This window comes from Kitasatospora sp. NPDC059973, assembly GCF_042737525.1.
Taxonomy (GTDB): domain Bacteria; phylum Actinomycetota; class Actinomycetes; order Streptomycetales; family Streptomycetaceae; genus Kitasatospora.
Genome location: NZ_JBHWUI010000028.1, coordinates 40339 through 66314 on the forward strand (window position 1 = coordinate 40339; position 25976 = coordinate 66314).

23 protein-coding genes and 1 pseudogene are annotated in these 25976 nt (G+C 74.0%); 17 read left to right on the plus strand and 7 right to left on the minus strand.

From position 1 onward, the window contains the following. Positions 1-36 precede the first annotated feature (36 nt). Both ACFWA9_RS10805 and ACFWA9_RS10810 read left to right on the plus strand, forming a co-directional pair. Positions 37-996, plus strand: a complete 960-nt coding sequence (locus ACFWA9_RS10805; protein WP_380385491.1) for an asparaginase — start codon at positions 37-39, stop codon at positions 994-996. 143 nt (positions 997-1139) lie between these two features. Continuing rightward, on the plus strand, positions 1140-1355 hold the full coding sequence (locus ACFWA9_RS10810; RefSeq protein WP_329489112.1) for a dodecin: 216 nt from the start codon (positions 1140-1142) through the stop codon (positions 1353-1355). 100 nt (positions 1356-1455) lie between these two features. On the opposite strand, the gene ACFWA9_RS10815 is transcribed toward ACFWA9_RS10810, so the two are convergent. The 3 genes from ACFWA9_RS10815 to ACFWA9_RS10825 are packed head-to-tail and all read right to left on the minus strand — an operon-like array spanning position 1456 to position 4300. Further along, entirely contained in the window at positions 1456-2277 is an 822-nt protein-coding gene (locus ACFWA9_RS10815; RefSeq protein ID WP_380385494.1) for a heme ABC transporter ATP-binding protein, read from the minus strand. Continuing rightward, on the minus strand, positions 2274-3341 hold the full coding sequence (locus tag ACFWA9_RS10820) for a FecCD family ABC transporter permease (RefSeq protein WP_380385497.1): 1068 nt from the start codon (positions 3339-3341) through the stop codon (positions 2274-2276). Before ACFWA9_RS10820 ends, ACFWA9_RS10815 begins: the two co-directional genes overlap by 4 nt. Continuing rightward, positions 3338-4300: a hemin ABC transporter substrate-binding protein gene (locus tag ACFWA9_RS10825; protein ID WP_380385533.1), complete on the minus strand. Its 963-nt coding sequence runs from the start codon at positions 4298-4300 to the stop codon at positions 3338-3340. Before ACFWA9_RS10825 ends, ACFWA9_RS10820 begins: the two co-directional genes overlap by 4 nt. A 224-nt stretch (positions 4301-4524) precedes the next feature. Between ACFWA9_RS10825 and ACFWA9_RS10830 the strand changes: the two genes are divergently transcribed. Beyond that, positions 4525-6036 carry an HtaA domain-containing protein gene (locus tag ACFWA9_RS10830; RefSeq protein WP_380385500.1) on the plus strand — a complete coding sequence of 504 codons (1512 nt, stop codon included), beginning with the start codon at positions 4525-4527 and terminating at the stop codon, positions 6034-6036. 40 nt (positions 6037-6076) lie between these two features. Further along, entirely contained in the window at positions 6077-7744 is a 1668-nt protein-coding gene (locus ACFWA9_RS10835) for an HtaA domain-containing protein (protein WP_380385503.1), read from the plus strand. Positions 7745-7859: 115 nt separating this feature from the next. Here the strand turns inward: ACFWA9_RS10835 and ACFWA9_RS10840 are convergent, their stop codons facing one another. Beyond that, a complete protein-coding gene (locus tag ACFWA9_RS10840) occupies positions 7860-8531 on the minus strand; it encodes a heme oxygenase (biliverdin-producing) (protein WP_380385506.1) in 672 nt (223 codons plus the stop codon). Between the two features lie 224 nt (positions 8532-8755). Beyond that, on the minus strand, positions 8756-9247 hold the full coding sequence (locus ACFWA9_RS10845) for an inorganic diphosphatase (RefSeq protein ID WP_329492202.1): 492 nt from the start codon (positions 9245-9247) through the stop codon (positions 8756-8758). A 76-nt stretch (positions 9248-9323) separates the two neighbouring features. Between ACFWA9_RS10845 and dacB the strand changes: the two genes are divergently transcribed. From dacB to folE, 6 genes are all read left to right on the plus strand, one after another. Beyond that, positions 9324-10982 (plus strand): D-alanyl-D-alanine carboxypeptidase/D-alanyl-D-alanine-endopeptidase, encoded by a 1659-nt coding sequence (dacB, locus tag ACFWA9_RS10850; protein ID WP_380385508.1) that lies wholly within the window; start codon positions 9324-9326, stop codon positions 10980-10982. Positions 10983-11142: 160 nt separating this feature from the next. Further along, positions 11143-12318 (plus strand): zinc-dependent metalloprotease, encoded by a 1176-nt coding sequence (locus ACFWA9_RS10855; protein WP_352293634.1) that lies wholly within the window; start codon positions 11143-11145, stop codon positions 12316-12318. Positions 12319-12644: 326 nt separating this feature from the next. Then, on the plus strand, positions 12645-13769 hold the full coding sequence (gene tilS, locus ACFWA9_RS10860; RefSeq protein ID WP_329489121.1) for a tRNA lysidine(34) synthetase TilS: 1125 nt from the start codon (positions 12645-12647) through the stop codon (positions 13767-13769). Between the two features lie 71 nt (positions 13770-13840). Then, positions 13841-14395: a hypoxanthine phosphoribosyltransferase gene (hpt, locus tag ACFWA9_RS10865; RefSeq protein WP_030059589.1), complete on the plus strand. Its 555-nt coding sequence runs from the start codon at positions 13841-13843 to the stop codon at positions 14393-14395. A 231-nt stretch (positions 14396-14626) separates the two neighbouring features. Further along, entirely contained in the window at positions 14627-16678 is a 2052-nt protein-coding gene (gene ftsH, locus ACFWA9_RS10870; protein ID WP_329489122.1) for an ATP-dependent zinc metalloprotease FtsH, read from the plus strand. Between the two features lie 109 nt (positions 16679-16787). Then, a complete protein-coding gene (folE, locus tag ACFWA9_RS10875) occupies positions 16788-17393 on the plus strand; it encodes a GTP cyclohydrolase I FolE (RefSeq protein WP_329489123.1) in 606 nt (201 codons plus the stop codon). A 62-nt stretch (positions 17394-17455) separates the two neighbouring features. On the opposite strand, the gene ACFWA9_RS10880 is transcribed toward folE, so the two are convergent. Then, a complete protein-coding gene (locus tag ACFWA9_RS10880) occupies positions 17456-18244 on the minus strand; it encodes a ferritin-like domain-containing protein (RefSeq protein ID WP_380385513.1) in 789 nt (262 codons plus the stop codon). A gap of 131 nt (positions 18245-18375) precedes the next feature. Beyond that, a complete protein-coding gene (locus ACFWA9_RS10885) occupies positions 18376-19536 on the minus strand; it encodes an alpha/beta hydrolase (RefSeq protein ID WP_380385515.1) in 1161 nt (386 codons plus the stop codon). Between the two features lie 373 nt (positions 19537-19909). Here ACFWA9_RS10885 and ACFWA9_RS10890 point away from each other — a divergent pair, with 373 nt between their 5' ends. From ACFWA9_RS10890 to ACFWA9_RS10920, 7 genes and pseudogenes are all read left to right on the plus strand, one after another. Beyond that, complete coding sequence (locus ACFWA9_RS10890; protein ID WP_329489126.1) at positions 19910-21748, plus strand: phosphatidylglycerol lysyltransferase domain-containing protein; 1839 nt, start codon at positions 19910-19912, stop codon at positions 21746-21748. A gap of 89 nt (positions 21749-21837) precedes the next feature. Next, positions 21838-22743, plus strand: a complete 906-nt coding sequence (folP, locus tag ACFWA9_RS10895; protein WP_380385518.1) for a dihydropteroate synthase — start codon at positions 21838-21840, stop codon at positions 22741-22743. Positions 22744-22774: 31 nt separating this feature from the next. Next, complete coding sequence (locus tag ACFWA9_RS10900; protein WP_380385521.1) at positions 22775-23257, plus strand: nuclear transport factor 2 family protein; 483 nt, start codon at positions 22775-22777, stop codon at positions 23255-23257. Between the two features lie 246 nt (positions 23258-23503). Then, positions 23504-23863, plus strand: a complete 360-nt coding sequence (folB, locus tag ACFWA9_RS10905) for a dihydroneopterin aldolase (RefSeq protein ID WP_329492204.1) — start codon at positions 23504-23506, stop codon at positions 23861-23863. 58 nt (positions 23864-23921) lie between these two features. Beyond that, complete coding sequence (gene folK, locus ACFWA9_RS10910; protein ID WP_329489129.1) at positions 23922-24521, plus strand: 2-amino-4-hydroxy-6-hydroxymethyldihydropteridine diphosphokinase; 600 nt, start codon at positions 23922-23924, stop codon at positions 24519-24521. 236 nt (positions 24522-24757) lie between these two features. Beyond that, positions 24758-25249, plus strand: a complete 492-nt coding sequence (locus tag ACFWA9_RS10915) for a DUF3180 domain-containing protein (RefSeq protein ID WP_329489130.1) — start codon at positions 24758-24760, stop codon at positions 25247-25249. A gap of 122 nt (positions 25250-25371) precedes the next feature. Further along, a pseudogene (locus ACFWA9_RS10920) lies at positions 25372-25976 on the plus strand (hypothetical protein); the annotation flags it as partial.

Genomic DNA, 25976 nt, shown 5'->3' on the forward strand with positions numbered 1-25976 from the left:
GCCCCCGGCCCACCCTCACCCCGGAAGGCTTCCGCCATGTCCCACTCCGTCGCCCTGCCCGTGCTCGCCGAGGTCATACGCTCCGGCTTCACCGAGGGCCGGCACCACGGATCGCTGGTCCTGCTCGCCGCCGACGGCTCGGTGGACTTCGCGCTGGGCGACCCCGACGCCCCGGTCTTCCCGCGTTCGTGCGCCAAGCCGTTCCAGGCGGTGGCCACCCTGCGGGCGGGCCTGGCGATCGAGGGCGAGCTGCTGGCGCTGGCCGCCTCCAGCCACTCCGCGGAATCGTTTCACCTGGACGGCGTACGGCGGATCCTGGGTGACGCGGGGCTGGACGAGTCCGCCCTGCGGACCCCGGCCGACCTGCCGCTCGACGAGACCGAGGCCGAGCTGCGCCTGCGGTCCGGCGGCGGGCGCGCACCGATCCTGATGGACTGCTCCGGCAAGCACGCCGGCTGGCTGGCCGCCTGCGTCGCCAACGACTGGCCGACCGAGAGCTACCTCGACCCGGTGCACCCCCTCCAGGTGCTGGCCCGCGAGGCCATGGCGGAGGCCACCGGCGAGCCGGCGGCGCACGCCGGGGTGGACGGCTGCGGCGCCCCGCTGCTGGCCGTCAGCCTGACCGGCCTGGCCCGCGGCTACCGGGCGCTGCTGGGCGCCGAGCCGGGGACGCCGCAGCGCCGGGTGGCCGACGCCATGCGCGCCCACCCCGAGTACGTGGCCGGCACCCGCCGGGCCGACACCTGGCTGATGCGGGCGGTGCCGGGCGCGCTGTCCAAGATGGGGGCCGAGGCCGTGCAGGCGGTGGCGCTGCCGGACGGCCGGGCTCTCGCCTTCAAGATCGACGACGGTGGCGAGCGGGCCCGCGGGCCGGTCCTGGCGGCCGCGCTGCGCCGGCTCGGGGTGACCACGGCGGACGGCACGGTGGAGCGGATCGCGGCCGCGCCGCTGCTCGGCGGCGGGGTGCCGGTGGGCGGGATCCGGGCGGCCTTCTAGGCCCGCGCCCGGGTTCCCCGGCACGGGCGGCGCCGCGCGCCCGAGGACGGGGCCGGGGGCCCGCCCGGCGGGCGCCGGAGTGCGGACCGGCCGGTGGCGGTGCACGGTGGACGGGGGCCGTCGCACAGGTGAGGGAGTCCGTCATGAGCGAGCACGTCTACCGGGTGACCGAGATCGTCGGGTCTTCGACCGAGAGCATCGACGCCGCCATCCGCAACGGGGTGGAGCGGGCCTCCCGGACGCTGCGCAACCTCGACTGGTTCGAGGTGACGCAGGTCCGGGGGCACCTGGCGGAGGGCCGGATCCAGCACTACCAGGTCGGTCTGAAGGTCGGTTTCCGGCTCGACGACGACGCCTGACCGGGGCCCGGCGCGCGCCGGGCCCCGGTGCGCGGGGGTCGGCCGTGTCCAGCGGTCGCCGGAGTTCGGCGCCCGCCCGTGCCCGGCGCCCGTCCCCTGCTCAGCGGTCGCGCTCGGGCAGGACCAGCGGGACGCCCGTGCGCGGGTGCGCCAGCACCTCCACCGGGTGCCCGTAGACCTCGCTGAGCAGCGGCGCGCGCAGCACCTCGGCCACCGGGCCGTCGGCGATCGTCGCACCGGCGGTCAGCAGCACCACCCGGTCCGCGTAGGCCGCCGCCAGCGACAGGTCGTGCAGCACGACGACCACACCGTCCCCGGCGGCGGCCCGCGCCCGGGCGACCCGCAGCACCAGCTCCTGGTGACGCAGGTCGAGGGCGGCGGTGGGCTCGTCGAGCAGCAGCAGCGCGGTCCGCTGGGCCAGCACCCGGGCCAGCGCCACCCGGGCCCGCTCGCCGCCGGAGAGCGCGGTGAACGGCCGCCCGGCGAAGGCGGCGGACTCGGTCGCGGCCATCGCCCCGGCGACCACCGCGTCGTCCTCCGCGGCGGCGGCCGTGCCGGCCCAGGGGGCCCGGCCCATCCGGACCACCTCGTCGGCGGGGAACGGGAAGGACAGGGCGGCCGACTGCGGCAGCAGCGTGCGGTGCCGGGCGAGTTCGGCCGGCCGGTAGCCGGCCAGCGGGCGGTCGAGCAGCCGGACGGTGCCGGCGGTCGGCGCGAGGTCGCCGGCCAGTACGGAGAGCAGGGTGGACTTGCCGGCGCCGTTCGGCCCGAGCAGGGCGACCACCTCGCCGGCCGTCACCCGGACGTCCGCGCCGGCCAGCAGCTCGCGCCCGCCGACCGTCAGCCGGACGCCCTCGGCGGCGAGCAGCTCGGTGCCCGGGGCGGGGCGTCCGGGTACCTCGGGCCGGGTCCGCAGCCTCATGCCCAGCCTCCCTGCTTGGTCCTGGTGCGGCGCAGCAGCCAGAAGAAGAACGGGCTGCCGATCAGTGCGGTGAGCACGCCGAGCGGCAGTTCGGCGGGCTCGGCCAGGGTGCGGGCGGCGAGGTCGCCGACGACCAGGACGAGCGCGCCGCCGAGGGCGGAGGCGGGCAGCAGGAACCGGTGGCCCGGGCCGGCCAGCATCCGCAGCAGGTGCGGGACGACCAGGCCGACGAAGCTGATGATGCCGCTGACCGCGACGGCGGCGGCGGTGAGCAGGGCGACCAGGGTGATCAGCACCAGGCGCATCCGCTCGACGTCCACGCCGAGGTGGCGGGCCGGCCGTTCGCCGAGCGCCAGCAGGTCCAACTGCCGTGCGTAGCGCGGGGCGAGGGCCAGGCCGACGAGTGCGAACGGCAGTACCGCCAGCACCTTGCCCCAGGTGGCCTGGGAGAGCGAGCCGAGCTGCCAGAACGTCACCTGGCTGATCGCGGCGGAGTCGGCGGTGAACAGGAAGAGGCCGATCAGCGCTCCGCAGAAGGCGTTCACCGCGACACCGGTGAGGATCAGCGTGACCACCTCGGTGCGGCCGCCGGAGCGGGACATCGCGTACACCGCGAAGACCGTCAGCAGGCCGGTGGCGAAGGCGAAGGCGGTGACGGTCCAGTTGCCGAAGGCGTCGAGGCCGAGCACGATGCAGCCGACCGCGCCCACCGCGCCGCCGGAGGAGACACCGATCACGGCGGGCTCGGCCAGCGGGTTGCCGAACACGCCCTGCATCAGCGCGCCCGCGCAGCCGAGCGAGCCGCCGACCAGCAGGGCGAGCACCACCCGGGGGAGGCGGACGTTCCAGAGCACCGACTCCGGGACGCGGTCGAGCGGGTGGCCGCCGAGGCCGAGCCGGTGGCCGAAGGAGGCGAGGATGTCGCCGAGCGGGATGCGGTAGGCGCCGATGCCGGCCGCGAGCAGGGCGCAGAGCACCAGGGCGGCGGCCAGACCGGCGGTGATCACGGCGGTGCGCCGGGGTCCGGGCAGTGCGAGGGCCTTCTTCCGTACGGCGGTGCTCACTTGGCGGCCGTCGGGTAGAGCTGGTCGGCGATCTCGCGGAGCACCTGCGGGGTGCGCGGGCCGTAGCTGAGCAGCTGGCCGTCCTCGATCGAGACGATCCGGCGGTCCAGCCCGGCCGGGGTCTGGGCGACGCCGGGCAGCTTCAGCAGGCCGTCGACGCCGCCGACCGACTCCAGGCCCTTGCTCATCACCAGGATCGCGTCGGGGGCGGCCTTGACCAGGGCCTCGCTGGTGAGCGGGGTGAAGTCGCCGGTGAGCCCGGCGCCCTGGCCGGCGTCCGCGCCGCCGACGGCCTCGATCAGCGAGCCGGCGCCGGAGTCCGGGCCGCCGAGGAGGAAGACGGAGGCGCTGCCGCGCAGGTAGAGGAAGGCGACCTTGGGGTGCCGGCCGGCGGTGGGCAGCCCGGCCTTCGCCTCGGTGATCCGCTGCTCGGTGCGCTCCTTGAGCTGCCGTCCGGCGTCCGGGACGCCGAGGCCGGCGGCGACGGTGTCGATCCGGGGGCCGACGTCGGCGAGCTTCTTGGCGTCGTCGAGGACGATCAGCGGGACGCCCGCCGCGCGGATCTGCGCGATCGCCTCGGCCGGGCCGGTGGAGCGGTCGGCGAGGACGACGGTCGGGTGCAGCGAGAGCACGCCCTCGGCGGAGACGTCGTGCGCCTGGGTGATCACCGGGAGCGCGGCGGCCTGCTGGAAGGTGGTGGAGACGTCCCGGGCGACCACCCTGGGGCCGAGGCCGAGGCTGAACACGATCTCGGCGAGGCTCCCGTTGAGCGGGATGATCCGCTCGGCGCTGGTCACCGTGACCTGGCGGCCGTCGGCGGAGGCGGCGGTGGCCGGGAGCCGGGGAGCGGGCGTCTCGGCCAGTGGCTCCACGGTGTCCGGGGCGCGGGTGGCGGCGGCCCGGCCGGCCGCTCCGGTGGCGCCGGCGCCCGATCCGCAGGCGGTCAGCCCGAGCAGCATGCCGAGGGCCAGCAGCAGCAGGAGGGGGCCGCGGGTCACCCGGGGTCGGATCGTGCTGCTGCTCAACATGCGTCCCTTCGCTGGGAGTTGTCGTCGCCATCGGCGGCGGGCCGGGGAGATCGGCGAGACTCTTGACTCATATATTAGGTTAGCCTTACCTGAGTTTCGCAAGGGGGTCGGCGCCGCGCCGACCCCTCCCCAGTCGTGCCGAGGAGTGATCCGCCGTGCCTCTGCCAAGACGGCTCCGTCGCCTGGCCGCCACCCTGGTGGCCACCCTCGCCGCCCTCCTGACGGTGGCGCTGCTGCCGGTCCAGGCCGGGGCGGCGGAGGGTCGGGTGTCCGGCGGCCGGCTGGACTGGGGGATCCGGCAGTCCTTCCTGACCTACGTCACCGGCCCGATCGCCAAGGGGAGTTGGGCGCTCACCGGGGGCGCCGCCACGGTCGGCGGGAGCACCTTCCGGTTCCACTCGGCCACCGGCGCGTACGACCCGGCCACCGGCGCGCTGAGCGCCGCGTTCTCCGGCGGGGTCCGGTTCACCGGGCACCAGGAGAACGGCGTCGACGCGCTCGACCTGAGCATCGGCCGGCTCACCTTCCGGGCCGCCGCCGGCGGTGGCGCCGGGCTGTACGCGGACGTCAGCAGCAAGTCCAAGGAGACCGGCCGGGTCAGCAGCGTGAGCCAGGCCAAGCTCGCCGACCTCTCGCTGGCCGGGGTCGACCTGCGCGGCGCCGCCGGCACCCTGACGCTCGGCAACGTGCCCGCGACGCTGACCGATGCCGGGGCGAAGGCCTTCGGCAACTTCTACACCGCCGGGACGGCGCTGGACCCGGTCAACCTCTCGGTCAACCTGCCGGCGGCCCAGCCGACCCCGGCGGCCCCGTCGCCGTCCGCGCCGGCCGCCGCCCCGACCACCGACCGGCCGGCCGCGACGCCGGAACAGCCGACGGCCGCCCCGGCGTCGACGCCCCCGTCGGCGGCCGCCCCCGCGGCTCCGGCCCGGACGGAGTTCGCGAACGGCGCCCTCGACTGGGGGGTGCGCCGGACCTTCCGCGACTACGTCACCGGCGCGATCGCCCAGGGCCGCTGGGAGCTCGCCGGCGGCGCGGCGGACGGCGGCGCGTTCTTCCGCTGGACCCCCGCCAAGGGCGGGTACGACCCGGCGGCCGGCACCCTCACCGCCGCCTTCTCCGGCAGCGTCCGCTTCACCGGCCTGCGGAGCGGCGACGGCTACGGGCTCGACCTCACCCTCGCCAACCCGGGAGTGACGGTGGCCGGCGGTCGGGGCCGGCTGGTCGCGGACGTCTCCGGCCGTACGCCGGACGGCGGTTCGCAGGCGCTGACCGGGGTCGAGCTGGCCGCCTTCGATCCGGCCGGGCTCACGTCCGAGGCGGGCCTGCTGAAGGCCGCCGAACTCCCGCTCAAGCTCACCGAGGCGGGCGCCAAGGCCTTCGGCACGCTCTACCCGGCGGGTACCGAGATGGACCCGCTGAGCTTCGCCGTCGCCCTCGACCCGGCCGCCGCGCTCCCCCCGCTGCCCGACATCGGCAGCGCACCGCCGGCCGCGCCGGGCCCCGCCGCCACCACGGCCTCCGCCGCCCCCGTCGCCGCGTCCTCCTCCTCGGGCGGCGTCCCGGCGGTGGCGGTGGCCGGCGGCGCCCTGGTGGTCGCACTGGGCGCGACCGCCGCGGTGCTCGCCCGGCGCCGGCGCCGTGCCACCCCCGCCGACGCGGCCTGACGTCGGTTCCCGTCCCCCGCCCACCGAACGGAGTCCCACCATGTCCCGCAGTTCCGCCATGCCCGCAGGCCGCCGCAACCGCACCCGGCTGGCCGCCCTCGCCGCCGCCACCGCGGGCCTCGGCCTGACCGCCTTCGGGGCTCCCGCCCTGGCCTTCGGCGCCGGCGGGCCCGGCAGCGTCACGTACGACACCGGCGCGCTGGACTGGGGGGTCAAGGGCAGCTTCCGCGGCTACGTCACCGGCCCGGTCGGCGGCGGCAGCGTGGAGCTGACCGGCGGCGCCACCACCAACGCCGACGGCAGCTTCCACTTCGGCCTGGCGAGCGCGTCCTACGACCTCACCACCCACGCGCTCACCTCGGCCTTCAGCGGCGGCGTCCGGTTCACCGCCCACCACGGCGCGCTGGACGTCGGTCTGAGCGACCTGAAGATCTCCACCTCGGGGACGACCGGCACGCTCACCGCCGACACCGCCTCCAAGGAGTCGATGGGTGCCACCGAGGTCACCCGCCGGGACGACGTGCCGCTGGTGACGTTCACGGTCGGCCGGGACACCACCACGGGCGTGCCGACGGCGGCCGCGCTCACCGAGCAGGGTGCCAAGGCGTTCGCCGGCTTCTACCAGGCCGGGACCGCGATGGACCCGCTGGCGCTGCTGCTGAAGCAGAGCCCGGCCACGCCGTCGCCGACCGCCACGGCGACCGTCGCGCCCTCGGCCTCGCCGTCCGCCTCGCAGTCCCCGTCCGCCACGGGGTCGCCGTCCGCGACCGGTTCGCCCTCCGCCACCCGGTCGCCGAGCGCCACCGGTTCGGCGTCGGCCTCGCAGTCCCCGAGCGCCTCGGGCTCGCCGTCCGCCTCGGGCTCGCCCTCCGCGAGCGGTTCGCCGTCCGTCTCGAAGTCGCCGAGCGCCCCGGGCTCGCCGTCGGCCACCGCCGCGCCGAACGGCGAACTCGCCATCGTGAACGCCACCCTGGACTGGTCGGTCAAGGAGAGCTTCCGCAAGTACCTGACGACGATGGCCAACGGCAAAGTGGAGTTCGGTGGCGGCGCCGCGGATTACCGCTTCGGCGGCGGCACCGGCAGCTACGACACCGCGACCCACGCGGTGTCGGCCGGTTTCAACGGCTCGGTCCGCTTCCTCGGCCACCCGGAGGGCGGCGGCTACCAGCTGGACACCACCCTCGCCGGGTTCGGCCTGAAGATCGACAAGGACGGCGCCTACCTGACCGCCGACGTCAACGCGAAGTCCCGGGACGGGAGGGGCGACACCGCGCTCACCGGCGTCCGGATCGCCAGGCTGGACCTCTCCGGGGCGAGCTTCGCCCCGGTCAACGGCGTGGTGACGCTCTCCGGGGTGCCGGCCACGCTGACCGCCGAGGGCGTGCCCGCGTTCGGCAGCTACCCGGCCGGCGAGGCCCTCGACCCGGTCACCGTCGCGCTGTCCTTCGACAAGGGTGCCCAGCTGCCCACCGGCCCGGCGGCCGGTGCCGGCACGGGCGTGGGGACGGGTACGGGGGCGGGCAGTGGCTCCGTCGGCGCCGCGGGGAGCGGCGTGGGCGCCTCGCTGACCACCGGTGGCGGCGCCTCGCTGGCCTCCACCGGCGCGGACACCCCGGTGGTGCCGCTGCTGGCCACCGCGGCCGGTCTGCTGCTGCTCGGTGGCAGCGCCACGGTGCTGGTCCGCCGCCGGACCGCCGCGCAGGCCTGATCCGGCACCCAGGAAGCACCGGGCCCCGGCGAGCAACCGCTCCCCGGGGCCCGGTGCTTCGCCGTCCGGTCGGGCGCGGGCGCACCGGTGCGGGGACGTTCCCGCTCGGCGGTGGTCAGGCGCTCAGCGGGTAACGCCCGTCCAGGTCGTGGAGGATCGCGCCGTTGAGCACGAAGGCGCGCTTGCACTCCTCGACCACCCGGCGGCGCTCGATGTCGTCCAGCGCGAGCCCGGCGGCGTCCAGCTTGGCCCGGTAGTCGCGCTTGAAGGCGGCCGGGTTGTCGACCTCCTCGAACACGTAGAAGCGCACGCCGTCGCCCTTGCGCTCGAAGCCCCAGGTCTTCTCGGCGATGCCGCGGATGATCTGACCGCCCGACAGGTCGCCGAGATAGCGGGTGTAGTGGTGCGCGATGTACCCGGCCGGCCACTCGGCCGCCAGCTCCTCCACCCGGGCCACGTACGCGGCGGTGGCGGGCAGCGGCGCCAGCCCCTCGCGCCAGCCGGGCCCGCGCAGGTGCTCCAGGTCGCGCTCGATGGCGGCGGTGCGCAGCAGGGCCCGGTCGATGAACGGTCCGGCCACCGGGTGGTCCGCCAGCTCGGGGGTCCGGCCCTCCAGGGCCCGGTAGACGTACCAGAGCTGGCCCGTGAGGTCGGCGTAGGCGTCGATGCCGAGCCGTCCGCCCAGCAGGCGGCTCATGAAGGACGACTGCTCCGCGGCCTCGTGCTCCTCGCTGCTGGCGGTGCGGAGCACGGTGGAGAACGGGACGGGCTGCTCGGGCGTGGGCATGCGGCCTCCAGGGATCGGAACGGGCCCCGATTTTTTGGTTAGCCTAACCTAAGTGGCCGTCATACCGACAGAGTGTCGGCAAAGTCGGTCCGGGAGCGGCGCGGGAGCCTCCGGGCGCGTCCGGGAACGGCGAAGGCCGGGGTCGCGGACGAATCCGCGAACCCCGGCCTCCGACTGCCCCGACCTACCTCGAACCGCCCTGCGAACGAGATCGGTACGAGGGCTCAGTGACCGCCCTGCTCCGCAAGCCGCTTGATCGACGCGGTGACCTCGGCCTCGGCCTCGGCGCGGCCGACCCAGTTGGCGCCCTCGACGGACTTGCCGGGCTCCAGGTCCTTGTAGACCTCGAAGAAGTGCTGGATCTCCAGACGGTCGAACTCCGACACGTGGTGGATGTCCTGCAGGTGCTCCCAGCGGGGGTCGGTCGCCGGGACGCAGAGCAGCTTGTCGTCGCCGCCGGCCTCGTCCGTCATCTTGAACATGCCGATGACGCGGCACTTGATCAGGCAACCGGGGAAGGTCGGCTCCTCCAGGATGACCAGGGCGTCCAGGGGGTCGCCGTCGTCCGCCAGGGTGCCCTCGACATAGCCGTAGTCGGCCGGGTAGCGCGTCGAGGTGAACAGCATCCGGTCAAGACGAAGGCGACCGCTCTCGTGGTCGACCTCGTACTTGTTGCGCGAGCCCTTAGGGATTTCGATAAGGACGTCGAACTCCAACGGTTCCTCCAAGGTAGGGACTGACAGAATCCAAGTGTCTCCTACGGGAGCGGGTGCTCAGGAAAGGGGCCGGTCGGTGGGAGCAGTGGTCGGGGCGGGAGACCGCCGCAGGGGGACGGCCGCAGGGTTGTTCGGGGCGGCACTACTGGTCGCCGGCACGGTGCTGGGCTCGGGCGGCGGCGCGTACGCCCAGCCCTCCCCTCCGGCCGGTGGGCACAGCGCGGGCCACGGCGAGGACGGGAAGAAGCACGACGGCGGGGACGGTGACCGCGGCGGCGACCGCGGGCACGACCGCGGCGGCGACCAGGGCCGGAACCGGGTGGGAGCGGCGGAGCCGACCGGCCCGACCGGGGCCGCCGGGCCGTCCACCACCCCGCCGCCCGGCACCCCGCCCGCCGGGCCCGCCGGTTCGCCCACGGGGACGTCCGCCACCCCGGCCGCCGGCCGCCCGGCCCCGGTCGCGGGGGCCGTCCTGGCCTCGGCCGAGGCCGGACCGGGCGCCGCGCTGCCGACCGCCCAGGGGCTCCAGCAGGCGCTCGCCGCCGCGCTCGCGGACCGCAACCTGGGCACCGTCAGCTTCGCCGTCGCGGACGCGGCGGACGGCCGGGTGCTCTACGGCTCGGGGGAGAACGCGCCCGCCACCCCGGCCTCCACCACCAAGCTGGCGACCACCGTCGCGGCGCTCTCGCTGATCCCGGGGGACACCCGGTTGGCCACCCGGGTCGTCAAGGGTGCGAACCCCGGCGAGATCACCCTCGTGGGTGGTGGTGACCCGACCCTCACCGCGCTGCCCGCCGACCAGGTGCAGATCGGCGGCGCGCCCGCCGACGCCGACACCGCCCCCGCCTCCCTGGAGGCCCTGGCCCGGCAGACCGCCGCCGCCCTCAAGGCGGCCGGCACCACCGCCGTCAAGCTGGACTACGACCTCTCGCTCTACGCGGGCAGCCCCCAGCACAAGAACTACGACGCCGCCAACATCGCGCTGGTCACCCCGCTGATGATCGACGAGGGCAAGGTCGACCCGAAGAGCCGCGAGGACGCGCCGGCCCGGGTGGCCGACCCGGCCGGCCAGGCCGCCGACGCCTTCGCCGCCCAGCTGAAGGCCCAGGGCATCACCGTGGACGGCAAGGCCAAGCCCGCCGCCGCCCCCGCGGCCGCCACCGCGCCGGTCCTCGGCCGGGTCGATTCGCCGACCGTCGCCCGGCTGGTCGAGCGCCTGCTCACCACCTCCGACAACACCCTCGCCGAGGCGATCGCCCGTCAGGCCGCGCTCGCCGCGCACCAGCCGGCCAGCTTCGAGGGCGCCGCCACCGCCGTCACCCAGGAGCTCGCCCGGCTCGGCGTGCCGATGACCGGGGTGGTGCTGGGCGACGGCAGCGGGCTGAGCACGGGCAACGCGATCCCGCCCGCCGTCCTCGTCCAACTGCTCGCGCTGGCCTCCTCGGAGCAGCACCCGACGCTGCGTCCGGTGCTCACCGGCCTGCCGATCGCCGGATTCACCGGCACCCTCGGCAAGCGCTTCGGCGCCGGCTCCGGCGCGGCCGAGGCGGCCGGCCTGGTCCGGGCCAAGACCGGCAGCCTGAACGGCGTCAACACCCTGGCCGGCACGGTGGTGGACGCCGAAGGCCGGCTGCTCGCCTTCGCCGTGATGACGAAGACCACCGCGGCCGCCGACACCGCCCGCGCCGCGATGGACCGCGTCGTGGCCAGACTGGCGGCCTGCGGCTGCCACTGAGTCACCCTCGGCGACGCCGACCGGGGCCGATCCCCGTACACCGGCGGGGGGTTCGGCCCCGCACGGCCGCCGCCCGGAGTCCGGCCGTCCGGGCACCCGTCCGGCAGGACGTGGGCTCCCGTGGCTCCCCCCGATGGGCCGGAGCACGTACGGTGAGGGCATGACGAGCGCGAGCGGCGGTGCTGACATGGTCGACTGGAATCTCGCGGTCGCAACCGCGACCAGGCTGGTACGGCCGGGGCCGGAGGTGAGTCGCGCGGAGGCGGCGGCCGTGGTCGCCGAACTGCGCAGGCACGCCCTGGAGGCGGAGGAGCACGTCCGGGCGTTCACGGGCATGCGCTCCAGCAGCCTCGGTGCGGCCACCGCGACCCCGGTGCTGATCGTGGACCGCCCCGGTTGGGTGCGGGCCAACGTCGCGGGCTTCCGGACGGTGGTCCAGCCCCTGGTGGAGAAGCTCCAGGCCCGCCGGAGCGGCAGCGCCGCGGCCGGGGTCCTCGGCGCGGTGGGGGAGAAGGCCACCGGCATCGAGGTCGGCGCCCTGCTGGCGTTCCTGGCGACCAAGGTGCTCGGCCAGTACGAGACCTTCGCCCCGGCCGAGCCCTCGCTGGAGGCGCCGGACAGCCCGGCCGCGCTCTTCGACAAGCCCCGGCTGGGCCCCGAGGGCCCCGGCCCGGGCCGGCTGCTGCTGGTGGCGCCGAACATCGTGCACGTCGAGCGGGAGCTGGACGTGAACCCGGCCGACTTCCGCCTCTGGGTCTGCCTGCACGAGGAGACCCACCGCACCCAGTTCACCGCGGTGCCGTGGCTGCGCGACCACATCCAGTCCGAGGTGCAGTCCTTCCTGGCCGAGACGGACGTCGACCCGGGGGCGCTGCTGGACCGGCTGCGGGACGCGGCGGGCACGCTCGGCGGCCTGCCCGGCCTCGGCGGGCGGGGCGAGGCGTCCGGGTCGACCGGACTGCTGGAGATCGTCCAGTCGCCGTCCCAGCGCGAGATCCTCGGCCGTCTGACGGCCGTGATGTCGCTGCTGGAGGGCCATGCGGACGTGGTGATGGACGGCGTGGGCCCGGCCGTGGTGCCGAGCGTGGCCGAGATCCGGGAGAAGTTCCAGCAGCGCCGGGACCGCGGTGCCAACCGGCTCGACCTGGTGCTGCGCCGACTGCTCGGCATGGACGCCAAGCTCCGCCAGTACCAGGACGGCGCGGTCTTCGTGCGGGGCGTGGTGGAGCAGGTCGGGATGGACGGCTTCAACCGGGTCTGGACGTCCCCGAACACCCTTCCCACCAAGGACGAGATCCACGACCCCGCCGCCTGGGTGGCCCGCGTCGCGAGGTGACTCGCCCGCCGGAGCGTCCCTTCGGCCCGGGGTGGCCGGGGACTCGCGCGGTCGCTCTCCGTGCACGCACTTCGGGCGGGGCCGGGGGCGGTCGGCAGCGGTCAAAGCCGTTCGTACGAGTGGTCCAATCGTGCAGATGGCGGGTGAAGATACGTTTCTCCATTCACCCGTACGTGGGACGGTGGTCGTACCGGTGGCGCGGGTGGCGTAGCGGGTGCCTCCTTTCTGCCACCATCTGTGAGCGCCCGGTAACACGGCGCTCACAGATGCGCGGCCCCCGCCGCGCCCACCGCCGTCCCGTCCCCTCCGTCAAGGAGTCGTCCGCCGTGGGCCCACACCCCGCTGTCGCCGCGATACGCCTGGCCGTACGCCGCACGCTCACCGACCTCGCCGCCGAGGCCGGCACCACCTTCGCCGCACCCCGCGAGCCCCGCGAGCGCCCCAGCGGTGCGCCTCTGGTCGGCGCCGCCGTCGGGACCACCCTGATCGGCAACGCCCACCGCCACCCGTCCGGTCTGCCGCGCACCCCGGCCGCGCCCGGCTCGCCGCTGGTCCTGGTCGCCGTCAGCGGCGGCGCCGACTCGATGGCGCTGGCCATCGCGGCCGCCTTCGAGGCCCCCAAGCTGGGCCTGCGGGTCGGCGCCGTCACCGTCGACCACGGTCTCCAGAACGGCTCCGCCGACCGCGCCGCCCAGGTCGCCGAGCGGCTCCGCTCGCTCGGGCTCGACCCGGTGGAGGCCGTGCCGGTCCGGGTCGGCCGCGCCGGCGGCCCCGAGGCCGCCGCCCGGGACGCCCGCTACGCCGCCCTGGACGCCGCCGCCGAGCGCCACGGCGCCGTGGCCGTCCTGCTCGGCCACACCCGCGACGACCAGGCGGAGACGGTCCTGCTGGGCCTCGCCCGCGGCTCCGGTGCCCGCTCGCTGGCCGGCATGCCGGCCCAGAAGGGCCGCTACCGCCGCCCGCTGCTGGAGCTCGACCGGGCCGCCACCCGCCAGGCCTGTTCCGCCCAGGCGATCCCGGTCTGGGACGACCCGCACAACTGTGACCCCGCCTACACCCGCTCCCGGGTGCGGCACGAGGTCCTGCCGGTGCTGGAGAAGCACCTGGGCGGCGGCGTGGTCGAGGCGCTGGCCCGGACCGCCCGGCTGTTCCGCGACGACGCCGACGCGCTGGACCAGTGGGCCGCGCTCGCCGAGCGCGATCTCCGTACCGGCGAGGGCACCCTGGACGTCGGGAAGCTGGCCGAGCTGCCGCCCGCGGTGCGCCGCCGGGTACTGCGCAGGGCCGCGCTGCGGGCGGGCTGCCCGGCCGGGGACCTCTTCGCGCGCCACCTCGAAACGATCGATCTGCTGGTCACCGGTTGGCGCGGCCAGGGGCCGTTGCACCTACCCGGGGGCGTCGAAGCCACCCGTAGGTGTGGCACGCTGGTCTTTCGGCGGCAGGGCGACTGACGGGCAGGCATGCTCCCGGGGCGCCGGGCCGCCGGCCATCCAGACCCCGAACGTTTGAGGACGTATCCCCGGTGGACCAGAACGACATGGGCGCTGACCTCGCGAAGGTGCTCATCAGCAAGGACGAGATCGACGCCAAGCTCCTGGAGCTGGCCGAGCGCATCGACCGGGACTACGCAGGCAAGGACCTGCTGATCGTCGGCGTCCTCAAGGGTGCCGTGATGGTGATGGCCGACCTCGCCCGGGCCCTGCACTCGCAGGTGACCATGGACTGGATGGCCGTCTCCTCGTACGGGATGGGCACCAAGTCCTCCGGTGTGGTGCGGATCCTCAAGGACCTCGACACCGACATCGCCGGCCGTGACGTCCTGATCGTCGAGGACATCATCGACTCCGGGCTGACGCTGTCCTGGCTGCTGGGCAACCTGGGCTCGCGCGGCCCGGCCTCGCTGGAGGTCTGCACGCTGCTGCGCAAGCCCGACGCGGCCAAGGTCGAGATCGACGTCAAGTACGTCGGGTTCGACATTCCCAACGAGTTCGTGGTCGGCTACGGGCTCGACTACGCGGAGAAGCTGCGCAACCTCCCCTTCATCGGCACCCTCGCCCCGCACGTCTACGGCGGCTGAGGGTTTCGGGGCCCGTTCGGGCTACGGACGGGAACAGTGGACCGTTCCCGCCCGTTGCATCGGGGGAAATAGAAGTAGGTCGTGTCGCTGTGCTCCCGCCACCGGCGGGTCGGACTGCGGTACGGTCCAATAAAACCGCTCTTCACATGAGCAGAACCGGATGCGCCGGCGGCCCAGGCCCCGCGGCGCCGTCGAGTGGCAGGAGGGACGGGGCGGCAACGCCCCGCATGGATGGACGTCAAGCGATACTTCCGTGCGCCGATCATGTGGATCGTGCTGGCCGTCCTCGCCGTCATCGTGCTGATGCAGGTCGTTTCTGACTCGAACGGCTACAAGACGGTGGACACCGGGCAGGTCGTCGCAGCGATCGACGCCAAGCAGGTCAAGTCGGCGCAGATCACCACTGGTGACTCGAACACGATCAAGATCCAACTGAAGGACGGCGCCACGCTGTCCAACGCCGGCACGGGCAAGACCCCGTCCGGCAGCAAGTTCCAGGCCTCGTACATCGGCGACCAGGGTGTCGCGCTCGCCGACAAGCTCCAGGCCCAGATCAACGACAACGACCAGAACTCGCTCTCCGAGGGCTACACCGTCAGCCCGGAGAAGCAGAGCACCTTCGTCAGCCTCCTGCTGTCGATGCTGCCCATCGTGATCATCGTTCTGGTCTTCCTGTTCCTGATGAACCAGATGCAGGGCGGCGGGTCCCGCGTCATGCAGTTCGGCAAGTCGAAGGCCAAGCTGCTCACCAAGGACACGCCGAAGACGACGTTCTCGGACGTCGCCGGTGCGGACGAGGCGGTGGAGGAGCTCCACGAGATCAAGGAGTTCCTGCAGGAGCCGGCCAAGTTCCAGGCGGTCGGCGCCAAGATCCCGAAGGGCGTGCTGCTCTACGGCCCGCCCGGAACCGGCAAGACCCTGCTGGCGCGTGCCGTCGCGGGCGAGGCCGGGGTCCCGTTCTACTCGATCTCCGGCTCGGACTTCGTGGAGATGTTCGTGGGTGTCGGCGCCAGCCGCGTCCGCGACCTCTTCGAGCAGGCCAAGGCGAACGCTCCGGCGATCGTCTTCGTCGACGAGATCGACGCCGTCGGCCGGCACCGCGGTGCGGGTCTCGGCGGCGGTCACGACGAGCGCGAGCAGACCCTCAACCAGCTGCTGGTCGAGATGGACGGCTTCGACGTCAAGGGCGGCGTGATCCTCATCGCGGCCACCAACCGCCCCGACATCCTGGACCCGGCGCTGCTGCGCCCGGGCCGCTTCGACCGGCAGATCGCGGTCGAGCGCCCCGACCTCCAGGGCCGTCTGGACATCCTCAAGGTGCACCAGAAGGGCAAGCCGGTCGCGCCGGACGTCGACCTCAAGGCCGTCGCCAAGCGCACCCCCGGCTTCACCGGTGCCGACCTGGCCAACGTCCTGAACGAGGCGGCGCTGCTGACCGCCCGCTCGGACAAGAAGCTGGTCGACAACTTCACGCTGGACGAGGCGATCGACCGCGTCGTGGCCGGACCGCAGAAGCGGACCCGGATCATGTCCGAGAAGGAGAAGAAGATCACCGCGTACCACGAGGGCGGTCACGCCCTGGTCGCGGCGGCTTCCCCCAACGCGGACCCGGTGCACAAGATCACCATCCTGTCCCGCGGCCGGGCGCTCGGCTACACCATGGTGCTGCCGGACGAGGACAAGTACTCCACCACCCGCAACGAGATGCTCGACCAGCTGGCGTACATGCTGGGCGGGCGCGCGGCGGAGGAGCTGGTCTTCCACGACCCGACCACCGGCGCCTCGAACGACATCGAGAAGGCCACCGCGACCGCGCGGGCCATGGTCACCCAGTACGGGATGACCGAGCGGCTCGGCGCGATCAAGTTCGGTTCGGACAACTCGGAGCCGTTCCTGGGCCGCGAGATGGGCCACCAGCGCGACTACTCGGAAGAGGTCGCCGGGCTGGTGGACGAAGAGGTGAAGAAGCTCATCGAGAACGCGCACAACGAGGCCTGGGAGATCCTGGTCGAGAACCGCGACGTGCTCGACAACCTGGTTCTGGAGCTCCTGGAGAAGGAGACCCTGAACAAGGAGCAGATCGCCGAGATCTTCGCCCCGATCGTCAAGCGCCCGGCCCGGCCGGCCTGGACGGGCTCGTCCCGTCGTACGCCGTCCACCCGGCCGCCGGTGCAGTCCCCGAAGGAGCTGGCGCTGACCAACGGCGCCGCCGCCGTCGAGGCCGCTCCGGTCGACGTGGTGAAGCTCCCGCCGCTGCCGGTGGAGCCGCCAGCCGAGGGCTGATCGCGCCGGCACAGGGACGGAATGGATGCCGCGCCACCAGGGTTTGTACTCTGGAGGCGCGGCATCCGTGCTGTTCAGCCAAGTCGTCCCCCTAGTTAGCGAGGCCCGCATGATCGACCCGGTGACGCTCGACGGTCCGTCCGCCGTCGGGACCTTCGACCAGAAGCGGGCCGAGAACGCCATCCGCGAGCTGCTCCTCGCGGTGGGCGAGGACCCGGACCGCGAGGGTCTGCTGGAGACCCCGGCCCGGGTCGCCAGGGCGTACAAGGAGATATTCGCGGGCCTCTGGCAGGAGCCGGAGGACGTCCTCACCACCACCTTCGACCTCGGCCACGACGAGATGGTGCTGGTCAAGGACATCGAGCTGACCTCGGTCTGCGAGCACCACCTGGTGCCGTTCCGGGGCGTCGCGCACGTCGGCTACATCCCGTCGGTCAACGGCAAGATCACCGGCCTGTCCAAGCTGGCCCGGCTGGTCGACGTCTACGCCCGCCGCCCGCAGGTGCAGGAGCGGCTCACCAGCCAGGTCGCGGACGCGCTGATGCGGATCCTCGAACCGCGCGGCGCGATCGTCGTGATCGAGTGCGAGCACATGTGCATGTCGATGCGCGGCATCCGCAAGCCCGGCGCCAAGACCATCACCTCCTGCGTGCGGGGCCAGCTGCGCGACCCGGCCACCCGGGCCGAGGCGATGAGCCTGATCATCGGTCGCTAGCGGCCCGGCGGCCCTGGGCCCCGCAGCCCCACGGCCCCGTCGGCACCCGCGGCCCCGCCGGCTCAGAGCAGCTGGTGCGCCGCGTGCGGCGGGGCCGGGGTGCCCAGGGCGTTGCGGCGCCGGGGCATCCGCAGGGTCACCATCCGCCGCCAGCCGAACGCCCGGTCGTACAGGTAGAGCACGTGGACGCCCGCCGTCACCACGGCGCGCTGCCAGCGCGGCCACCCGAGGATCCGCGCCATCCGGGCCGTCACGGCGAGCCCGACGTCCCGGTGGGTGCGGATCTCGCCGCGCGCGCTGGTCTCCAGGGTGTGCCGGACGTACGGGCCGTGGCCCTCGGCGACCAGCCGCAGCAGTTCCTCGTGGCAGTAGGCGAGGTGGGTGTCCTCGTCGGCGGAGATCATCCGCATCGCCCGGCCGAGGTCCGGGTCGTCGCCGTACACCTTGACCAGCTGGCGCATCTGCTCGGCCGCGCGCTGCTCGGTCACCCGGCTGTGCGCCAGGTAGGTGATGATCTCCCGCTCGGCCAGCGGCACCTCGCTGTTCAGCCGCTCGTGCGAGAGGCCGACGCCCTGGCGCTCCAGCAGCATGCAGTAGTCGGCCTCGGCGGGGACGTCGATCCTGGGCAGGCCGCGCTTGTGCAGCAGCTGGGTGAAGATCCGGCCGTGCTTGCGCTCGTCGGCGCCGTGCCGGGCGATCTTGGGGGCGAGGACCGGGTCGCGGGTGAGGGCGGTGATCCGCTCGTTCTCCCAGCCGCCCTGGTCCTCGCCGCCGGCCGCGATGCTGCAGAAGAGCTGATAGGCCTCGTCGTTGCGGTAGATCTCGGTGAAGAGCGATCGGGTGCTGAGCATGGGGCCTCCTGCACGGATCAGGTGTCCACCCGGGCCGTTCGGCCGGGCGGTCGCGATACGTTCCCCGTGGTGGCGGCGAACCGGCCCGACCGGCCGGTAACCACTCGTCCGGCGGCCGTCGCCGCCGGTGGTCAGGTCCAGGTGAGCCGGGCGCTCATCCACTCCAGTGCGGCCGGGAGCTCGCGGATCCAGCTGTCGAAGTTGTGGCCGCCGTCGTCCAGGTAGAGCGACTCGACCTTGAACTGCGGATTGGCGGCCGCGACCTGCTGGGCGAGCTCGACGAACTTCACCGTCTCCGGGTAGTCGGTCTCCTTGCGGGTGCTGATCACCAGCAGCGAGAGGTTCGGCGCGGGGAGGTTCTGCAGCCGCCAGCCGAGGTCGCTCTGGTCGGCCAGCGCCTTGTCGCCGCCGAAGAGGTTGCCGCCGGTGAACTGGTCCTCGGCGACCTTGAAGTCGCCGTGCATCCCCACGCCGTTGCCGTAGACGTCCGGGTAGCGCATCGCGAGCCGCATCGCGCAGCTGCCGCCGGTCGAGAAGCCGAGTACGCCCCAGGACGAGGGCGAGCGGCTGACCCGGTACGCCGAGCGCAGCGCCTCGGGCACGTCCTTGGCGAACCAGGACTCGGCGCGCGGGCCGCCGGGGACGTCGACGCACTCGGTGTTGCGCGGCGGGGCGACGCTCGGCCGGGCCATCACGATGATGGTGGGGGCCATCTTGCCGCCCTTGCGCAGCTCCCAGGCGGTCTGCGGGACGGGCAGGTCCTTGAGCAGGTGCATGGTGGTGCCGGGGAAGCCGGCGATGGTCAGCAGCACCGGGAAGCGCACCATGGCGAGGTTCGGGTCGAAGTACTCGGGCGGTAGGTAGACGAACATCTGGTCGGAGAGGCCGGTCTCCTTGCCCGCCACCCGGACCGATTCGACCTTGCCGACCTCCTCCGGGGGGCCCTTGGGCAGATCGGTCACGGTCTCCAGGCCGCCCTCCTCGGTCGGCTGGACCAGCGCGTCGGAGACCGGGGTGCCGCTGTGGTGGCGGGCGCTGCTGGTGAGCGCGAGCTTGGCGCCGCCGGGGCTGAGCAGGTCGTCCCACGAGGTGTAGAAGCCGAACGAGTTGTTGACCGACAGCGCCAGCACCGCGAGCACCGAGACCTGAGTGACGGTCAGCAGACCGATCCGCCCGAGCACCGGGAGCGGGCGCTGCCGGGCCAGCCGGGGCCAGAGCCAGAGGGTGGTGAGCAGGGCCGCCGCGCCGAGCGCGAGCAGCGAGTTCACCAGCGCGTCGCTGGTCAGTTCCATGCCGTCGGCCTTCCGGTGGGAAACTCTCGGTGCAGGCTTCATCGTCTGGCGGTGCGTCAGCCACGGCCATCGCGGCTAGGCTGTCCGGACGTCGGGGCAGGCGGAGTCCGGGGCGATCCGACGCAACCGGTCCCCCGGAACGCGGCGTCCACCGTACGTACCGGGTATGCGGGGGTCCGTCGCGCCACGCGGCGGGAAGGCTCCGGCGCCCACCCCTCGGCTCAACCACAGCGTCCGCCGAACACCGGTTTACCCTCCGTTGCCGGATGTTTGGTGTGCGCATTGCCCGATGAAGGAAATGGCATGAAGGTCCCTCACAACTCCTCCCCCGGAGTGACAGGACTGCAGTCCGCAGCCTCTACGCTGAGCTTCCATGAGCGTTCCCGTGTCCGTTGAGCCGAGCCCCGAGCAGCCGCCCCGCCGCCGCGGCCTGCAGACGCTTCGTACCCAAGCGGCCGCCGTCCCCCGGGCCTGGCTCCCCGGCGCGGTCGGCTACGCCTGTCTGCTGATCGGTCTGGTGGACACCGCCAGCGCGGTGTTCCCCAAGCTCCGGCACACCAAGGTGCACGACTTCGCGGGGCAGCTGCCCGGCGGCACCACGACCCTGGCCGCGGCCGGCACGCTGATGGTCGGCCTGCTGCTGGTGCTGCTCGCCCACGCCCTGCGCCGCCGCAAGCGGCGGGCCTGGCGGGCCGTCTGCGTGCTGCTGCCGGTCGGCGCGGCGCTGCACATCCTGCGCTGGCATCAGATCGGCCCGGCGGTCGTCTCGCTGGTGCTGTTCGCGGTGATGCTGGTGCACCGGCGCGAGTTCTACGCCAAGGCCGACCCCCGGACCCGCTGGCGGGCGGTGGTCAACCTGGTCGTGATGGGGGCGATCAGCGTCGCGCTCGGCCTGCTGGTGGTCTCCACCCGGACCGGGTACGAGATCGGCGACCCGAGCCTGTTCCACCGGCTTGAGCACGTCGGATACGGACTGTTCGGCTTCGAAGGGCCGGTCGACTACAGCTCGGACCGGGTCTCCGACCAGGTCGCCTACCTGCTCGGCGGGCTGGGCCTGATCACCGCCTTCACCACCGCCTACCTGGCGCTGCGGCCGGAGAAGCCCAAGCCGGAGCTGACCGCCGAGGACGAGGAGAAGGTCCGCGCGCTGCTCGACCGGCACGGCGAGCGCGACTCGCTCGGCTACTTCGCGCTGCGCCGGGACAAGAGCGTGCTGTTCTCGCCCTCCGGCAAGGCGGCGATCTCCTACCGGGTGGTCTCCGGCGTGATGCTCGCCTCCGGTGACCCGGTCGGCGACGTCGAGGCCTGGCCGGGCGCGATCAAGGTGTTCATGACCGAGGCCCGCGAGCACGCCTGGGTGCCGGCCGTGATGGGCTGCAGCGAGGTGGGCGGCGAGGTCTGGACCCGCGAGGCGGGGCTGGACGCGCTGGAGCTGGGTGACGAGGCGATCGTCGACACCGGGACGTTCTCGCTCGCCGGCCGGGCGATGCGCAACGTGCGCCAGATGGTCAAGCGGATCGAGCGCAACGGCTACTCCTGCCAGGTGCGGCGGGTCGCCGACCTCACGCCGGACGAGAAGTACCGGATCGCCGACGCCGCCTCCCGCTGGCGCGGCACCGACACCGAGCGCGGCTTCTCGATGGCCCTCGGCCGCTTCGGCGACCCGGGCGACGACGCCTGCGTGGTGGTCACCGCGCACAAGGCGCCGGAGGAGGGCGAGGACGGCGACGACCTGAAGGCCGTGCTGCACTTCGTGCCCTGGGGGCCGGACGGCATCTCGCTGGAGCTGATGCGCCGCGACCGCGCCGCCGACCCCGGTCTGAACGAGCTGCTGATCGTCGCCGCGCTGCAGGCGGTGCCGGCGATGGGCGTGCGCCGGGTCTCACTCAACTTCGCGATGTTCCGCTCGGCCCTGGCGCGCGGTGAGCGGATCGGCGCCGGCCCGGTGCTGCGGGCCTGGCGCGGGCTGCTGGTGTTCCTGTCGCGCTGGTTCCAGATCGAGTCGCTGTACAAGTTCAACGCCAAGTTCCAGCCCGAGTGGGAGCCGCGGTTCCTGGTCTTCCCGAACACCCGGGACCTGCCCCGGATCGGGTTCGCCGCGATGCAGGCGGAGGCCTTCATCACCCTCGGCATGCCGCGCTTCGGCCGCAAGCCGCAGCGCCAGGGCCCGCTGCCGGCCCCGGGCCGCCCTGAGGTCACCGAGGCCGCGTAGGCCGTCCCCCGCCCCCGGACCCCCGTCGGAGACCCGGCGGGGGTCCGGTCGTCTCCGGGGGAGCGGGGACTTGAACTGATAATGGGGTTATGAGCACTTCGCTGTCCTTCTCGCTGCCGGCCGGACTGCCGCGGCTCGACCGCTGCTCCGTGATGGGCGTGGTCAACGTGACCCCCGACTCCTTCTCGGACGGCGGGATGTGGCACGACCCCGCCCGGGCCATCGCCCACGGCCTGGCGCTCCGGGCCCGCGGCGCGGACCTGGTGGACGTCGGCGGCGAGTCCACCCGCCCCGGCTCGCAGCGGGTGCCCGAGGAGGAGGAGCTGGGCCGGGTGCTGCCGGTGGTGCGCGAGCTGGCCGACTCCGGGGTGGTCGTCTCGGTCGACACCATGCGCGCCTCCGTCGCGGAGCGGGCCGTCGCGGCCGGTGCCCGGATCATCAACGACGTCTCCGGCGGCCTGGCCGACCCCGCGATGGCCCGGGTGGTGGCCGAGACCGGCGTGCCCTTCGTGGTGATGCACTGGCGCGGGCAGTCCGCCGACATGGACAGCCTGGCCGTCTACGGCGACGTGGTCGCGGACGTGGTCGGCGAGCTCACCGCCCGGATGGACGCGCTGCTGGCGGCCGGCGTCAAGGAGGAGCAGCTGATCCTGGACCCGGGCCTGGGCTTCGCCAAGACCGCCGAGCACAACTGGGCCCTGCTCGGCGGGCTCCCGGCGCTCACCGCGCTCGGCCGTCCCGTCCTCGTCGCCGCATCGCGCAAGCGGTTCCTGGGTACGCTGCTCGCCGACCCGGAAACCGGGGAACCGCGCCCGGCCAGGGAGCGCGACGACGCGACCGCCGCGGTGTCGGTGCTGGCGGCCGGGGCCGGGGCCTGGGCGGTGCGGGTGCACGACGTGGCCGGCACGGCGGACGCCGTCCGGGTGGTCGCCGCCTGGCAGCGGGCGGCCCGGCAGGACCCCTCCGGCCCGTCGGCGGGCCGGAGCGGCAGGTGAAACGGGAGGGTCTGTGGCAGGTGACGGCAGGGTGAGCGGCGAGACCGCGGGTCAGCGCGCCCGGGAAGCGGACCGGGAGGCCGTACTGGAGGCCAACCGGGCGCTGTACGAGGCGTTGGAGAACGGCGATCTGGAGGCCGTCGAGGAGGCCTGGCTGGGGGCCGACGAGGCCGACGACAAGGGCGGCGTGGTCTGCGTGCACCCCGGCTGGCCGGTGCTGCGCGGGCGGGCCCAGGTGACCCGCTCCTACATGTTGATCATGGCGAACACGGAGTACATCCAGTTCATCCTGACCGACGTCGAGGTCGAGGTTCAGGGGGATGTGGCCCTTGTCACGTGCACCGAGAACATCCTTTCCGGCGGCGAGGCGGAGGAGGAGGGCGAACTCGGCCCGCTGGTCGGCGGAAAGGTCGTCTCGACCAATCTCTTCCGCCGCACCCCGGCGGGCTGGAAGCTCTGGTCCCACCACGGTTCACCCGTTCTGACCAGCGGGGACGACGAGGACGAGGACTGACCCGGGGGCCGCCGGGGAAATGCCCGCCGGAGGCGGCCCGGGAATTCCCGGACGGCCGCCGAACGTTCACGTCAATCGCCGATCCGGCGTGCGTGGCGTCGGTTCGTGCCGGGTAGGACGGTCAGGCGTTGTCGGCGCTCGCGGGTAGATTCGAAACGCAGTGGCGGCCGTCGTGTCCGCCTCCGCCCTGCCTTCCCCCCGCTTTCCGGGGCAGGGCCCGTCCGAGTGGGAGCAGTGATTCGTTTGCTGGACCGCGTCACCCTGCGGGGCCTGCGTGCCCGGGGTCACCACGGTGTCTTCGAGCGCGAGCGCGTCGAGGGCCAGACCTTCGTGGTGGACCTCGTGCTCCACCTGGACACCCGCCCCGCCGCGTCCGGCGACGACCTCACCCGCACGGCGCACTACGGCGTCGTGGCCGAGGAGGTCACCGCGATCATCGCCGGCGAGCCGGTCGACCTGATCGAGACCCTGGCGCAGCGCATCGCGGACCAGTGCCTGGCGCACGAGGCGGTCGAGGAGGTCGAGGTCACCGTGCACAAGCCCGACGCCCCGATCACCGTGCCGTTCGACGACGTGACCGTGACCATCCACCGGGGCCGCGCATGACCCGCACCGCGTACCCAGTGCCTGCCGCAGAGCCCGTTCCAGTTGTAGGGGAAGCCCGATGAGCACCAGCGACCCGACCGCCTCGCCGAGCACGTTCGACCTGGAGAACCGGGTGGACTCGGCCGACGCCACGCTGCACAGCCAGCGCTGCGCCGTGATCGCCCTCGGCTCCAACCTGGGCAACCGCCTGGACACCCTCCAGGGCGCCGTGGACGCCCTCGCCGACACCCCCGGGCTCAAGATCAAGGCCGTCTCCGGCGTGTACGAGACGGAGGCCCTCGGCGGCCCCGACGAGCAGCCCAACTACTACAACGCGGTGGTGGTGCTGCGCACCACCCTGCCCCCGCGCGACCTGCTGGAGCGCGGCAACGCGATCGAGGACGCCTTCGGCCGGGTCCGCACCGTGCGCTGGGGCCCGCGGACGCTGGACGTCGACATCCTGGCCTACGAGGGCGTCACCAGCGACGACCCGCAGCTGCTGCTGCCGCACCCGCGCTCGCACGAGCGGGCCTTCGTGCTCGCCCCCTGGCTGGACGCCCAGCCGGAGGCCGAGGTGCCCGGCCACGGCCAGGTCGCCGCGCTGCTCCAGGCGCTCGGCGGCGCCGACGCCCAGGGCGTCCGGCGGCGCGAGGACATCGGGCTGACCCTGCCGGAGTAGGCCCCGCCGACCCGTACGGCCGGGAACTCGGACGAGGTCCCGGCCGTACGAGTAGGTGTCCGCCATCCGCGCGGGTGCCCGCCGGCCCGGGCCCGGTACGGTGGCCTGGCGCCGTCGTACCGTCCGCCCCGCCCCGTCGCCGGGCCGGGGCGCCTCCCAGCCGTCGGCCGGGGGGAGCAGGGCCGGGCCCGGGGGCGGCCGCCCGACACCGCAACCCCGGGAAGGACCACGTCCGAGTGAAGCTGCTTCGCCTCCGTCTGCTGGTCGGCATCACCGCCGCGACCACGGCGCTGTCCTGGGCCGGTGCCAAGCTGTGGGCCTCCCTGGACACCCTGCCCGCGGTGCCGGGTGCGGCTCCGGTGGTGCTGGCCGCGGTGGCGGTGATCCTGCTCGCCACGGCGATCTCGCTGCGCTCCCGGCTGAAGGCCGCGCGCGAGCGCCAGCCCGGGGCGAAGGGCGTCGACCCGCTGGGCGCCGCCCGGGCGGTGGTGCTGGCGCAGGCGAGCGCGCTGGTCTCGTCGGTGGTCACCGGCATCTACGCGGGCGCGGGCATCTACCTGCTCGGCGAACTGGACGTGCAGGCCCGCCAGGACCAGGCCGTCACCGCCGGCTTCGCGGTGCTGGCCGGGGTGGCGGTGATCGCGGCGGCGCTCTGGCTGCAGCACGTGTGCAAGCTGCCGGAGGACCACGACGACCCGAGCGGGCCGGCGGCGACCTCGCACCGCTGAGCGGACCCGCTTCGGTGATCTTGGGTGAGGGCCCGGGTACAAGCGGTAGAGCTTGCGCAGTGTCAAGGGCCAAAGCGGACCCTGGGCTGACACGGCCCCAATTCGCACGCTAGTTTCTTGGCATGTCTCGCGGACGCCACCGTCATTCCTCCGTCCTCGGCCGGATCCTTCCTCCCACCGCCGCCGGCGTGCTCATCGTCGCCGCGGTGGCCGCGCTGCTCTTCAGTCAGGACACCGTCCTGGTCCGCTCGGTGGGCGTCGCCGCCGTGCTGGCCTCGCTCGGGATCGCCGTGCTGCTGCGCCAGCGCGACCGGGCCGCCCGGGCGGCCGCCGAGGTGTCCGTCGCGCAGCGGCTCCGGGCCGAGGAGCGCTTCGAGGAGCAGCTCGCCGAGGCCGAGTACGCGGCGGAGGTCGCCGAGGAGCGGGCCACCCGCTTCGGGCGGCGGCTGACGGCCGAGAAGTCGCGGCTGGCCAAGGCCGAGACGGAGATCGCCAGGCTGCTGCGCGAGCGCGCCGTGGCGGTCGCCGAGCAGGCGCTCAAGGAGGCCGAGGCGGCCCAGCGGGCCCTCGCGGCCGCCCGCCCCAAGTACCCGGCCAGTCCCGCCGCGTTCGTCCGCGCCGCGGCCGTGTTGCGGCAGCTGCAGCGGCAGGCGGCGGCCCGGGACGCCCAGCGTGAGCGCGCGGCCGGTGCGGAGGTCGCGCTGCGGGCCCGCACCGCGCCGGCGAC

Bases quoted from the DNA above. Each gene is read 5' to 3' on its own strand.
- ACFWA9_RS10805 (WP_380385491.1), top strand. From the start codon at position 37: ATGTCCCACTCCGTCGCCCTGCCCGTGCTCGCCGAGGTCATACGCTCC.
- ACFWA9_RS10810 (WP_329489112.1), top strand. From the start codon at position 1,140: ATGAGCGAGCACGTCTACCGGGTGACCGAGATCGTCGGGTCTTCGACC.
- ACFWA9_RS10815 (WP_380385494.1), bottom strand. From the start codon at position 2,277: ATGAGGCTGCGGACCCGGCCCGAGGTACCCGGACGCCCCGCCCCGGGC.
- ACFWA9_RS10825 (WP_380385533.1), bottom strand. From the start codon at position 4,300: ATGCTGCTCGGGCTGACCGCCTGCGGATCGGGCGCCGGCGCCACCGGA.
- ACFWA9_RS10835 (WP_380385503.1), top strand. From the start codon at position 6,077: ATGTCCCGCAGTTCCGCCATGCCCGCAGGCCGCCGCAACCGCACCCGG.
- ACFWA9_RS10840 (WP_380385506.1), bottom strand. From the start codon at position 8,531: ATGCCCACGCCCGAGCAGCCCGTCCCGTTCTCCACCGTGCTCCGCACC.
- ACFWA9_RS10855 (WP_352293634.1), top strand. From the start codon at position 11,143: ATGACGAGCGCGAGCGGCGGTGCTGACATGGTCGACTGGAATCTCGCG.
- ftsH (WP_329489122.1), top strand. From the start codon at position 14,627: ATGGACGTCAAGCGATACTTCCGTGCGCCGATCATGTGGATCGTGCTG.
- folE (WP_329489123.1), top strand. From the start codon at position 16,788: ATGATCGACCCGGTGACGCTCGACGGTCCGTCCGCCGTCGGGACCTTC.
- ACFWA9_RS10880 (WP_380385513.1), bottom strand. From the start codon at position 18,244: ATGCTCAGCACCCGATCGCTCTTCACCGAGATCTACCGCAACGACGAG.
- ACFWA9_RS10885 (WP_380385515.1), bottom strand. From the start codon at position 19,536: ATGGAACTGACCAGCGACGCGCTGGTGAACTCGCTGCTCGCGCTCGGC.
- ACFWA9_RS10890 (WP_329489126.1), top strand. From the start codon at position 19,910: ATGAGCGTTCCCGTGTCCGTTGAGCCGAGCCCCGAGCAGCCGCCCCGC.
- folP (WP_380385518.1), top strand. From the start codon at position 21,838: ATGAGCACTTCGCTGTCCTTCTCGCTGCCGGCCGGACTGCCGCGGCTC.
- folK (WP_329489129.1), top strand. From the start codon at position 23,922: ATGAGCACCAGCGACCCGACCGCCTCGCCGAGCACGTTCGACCTGGAG.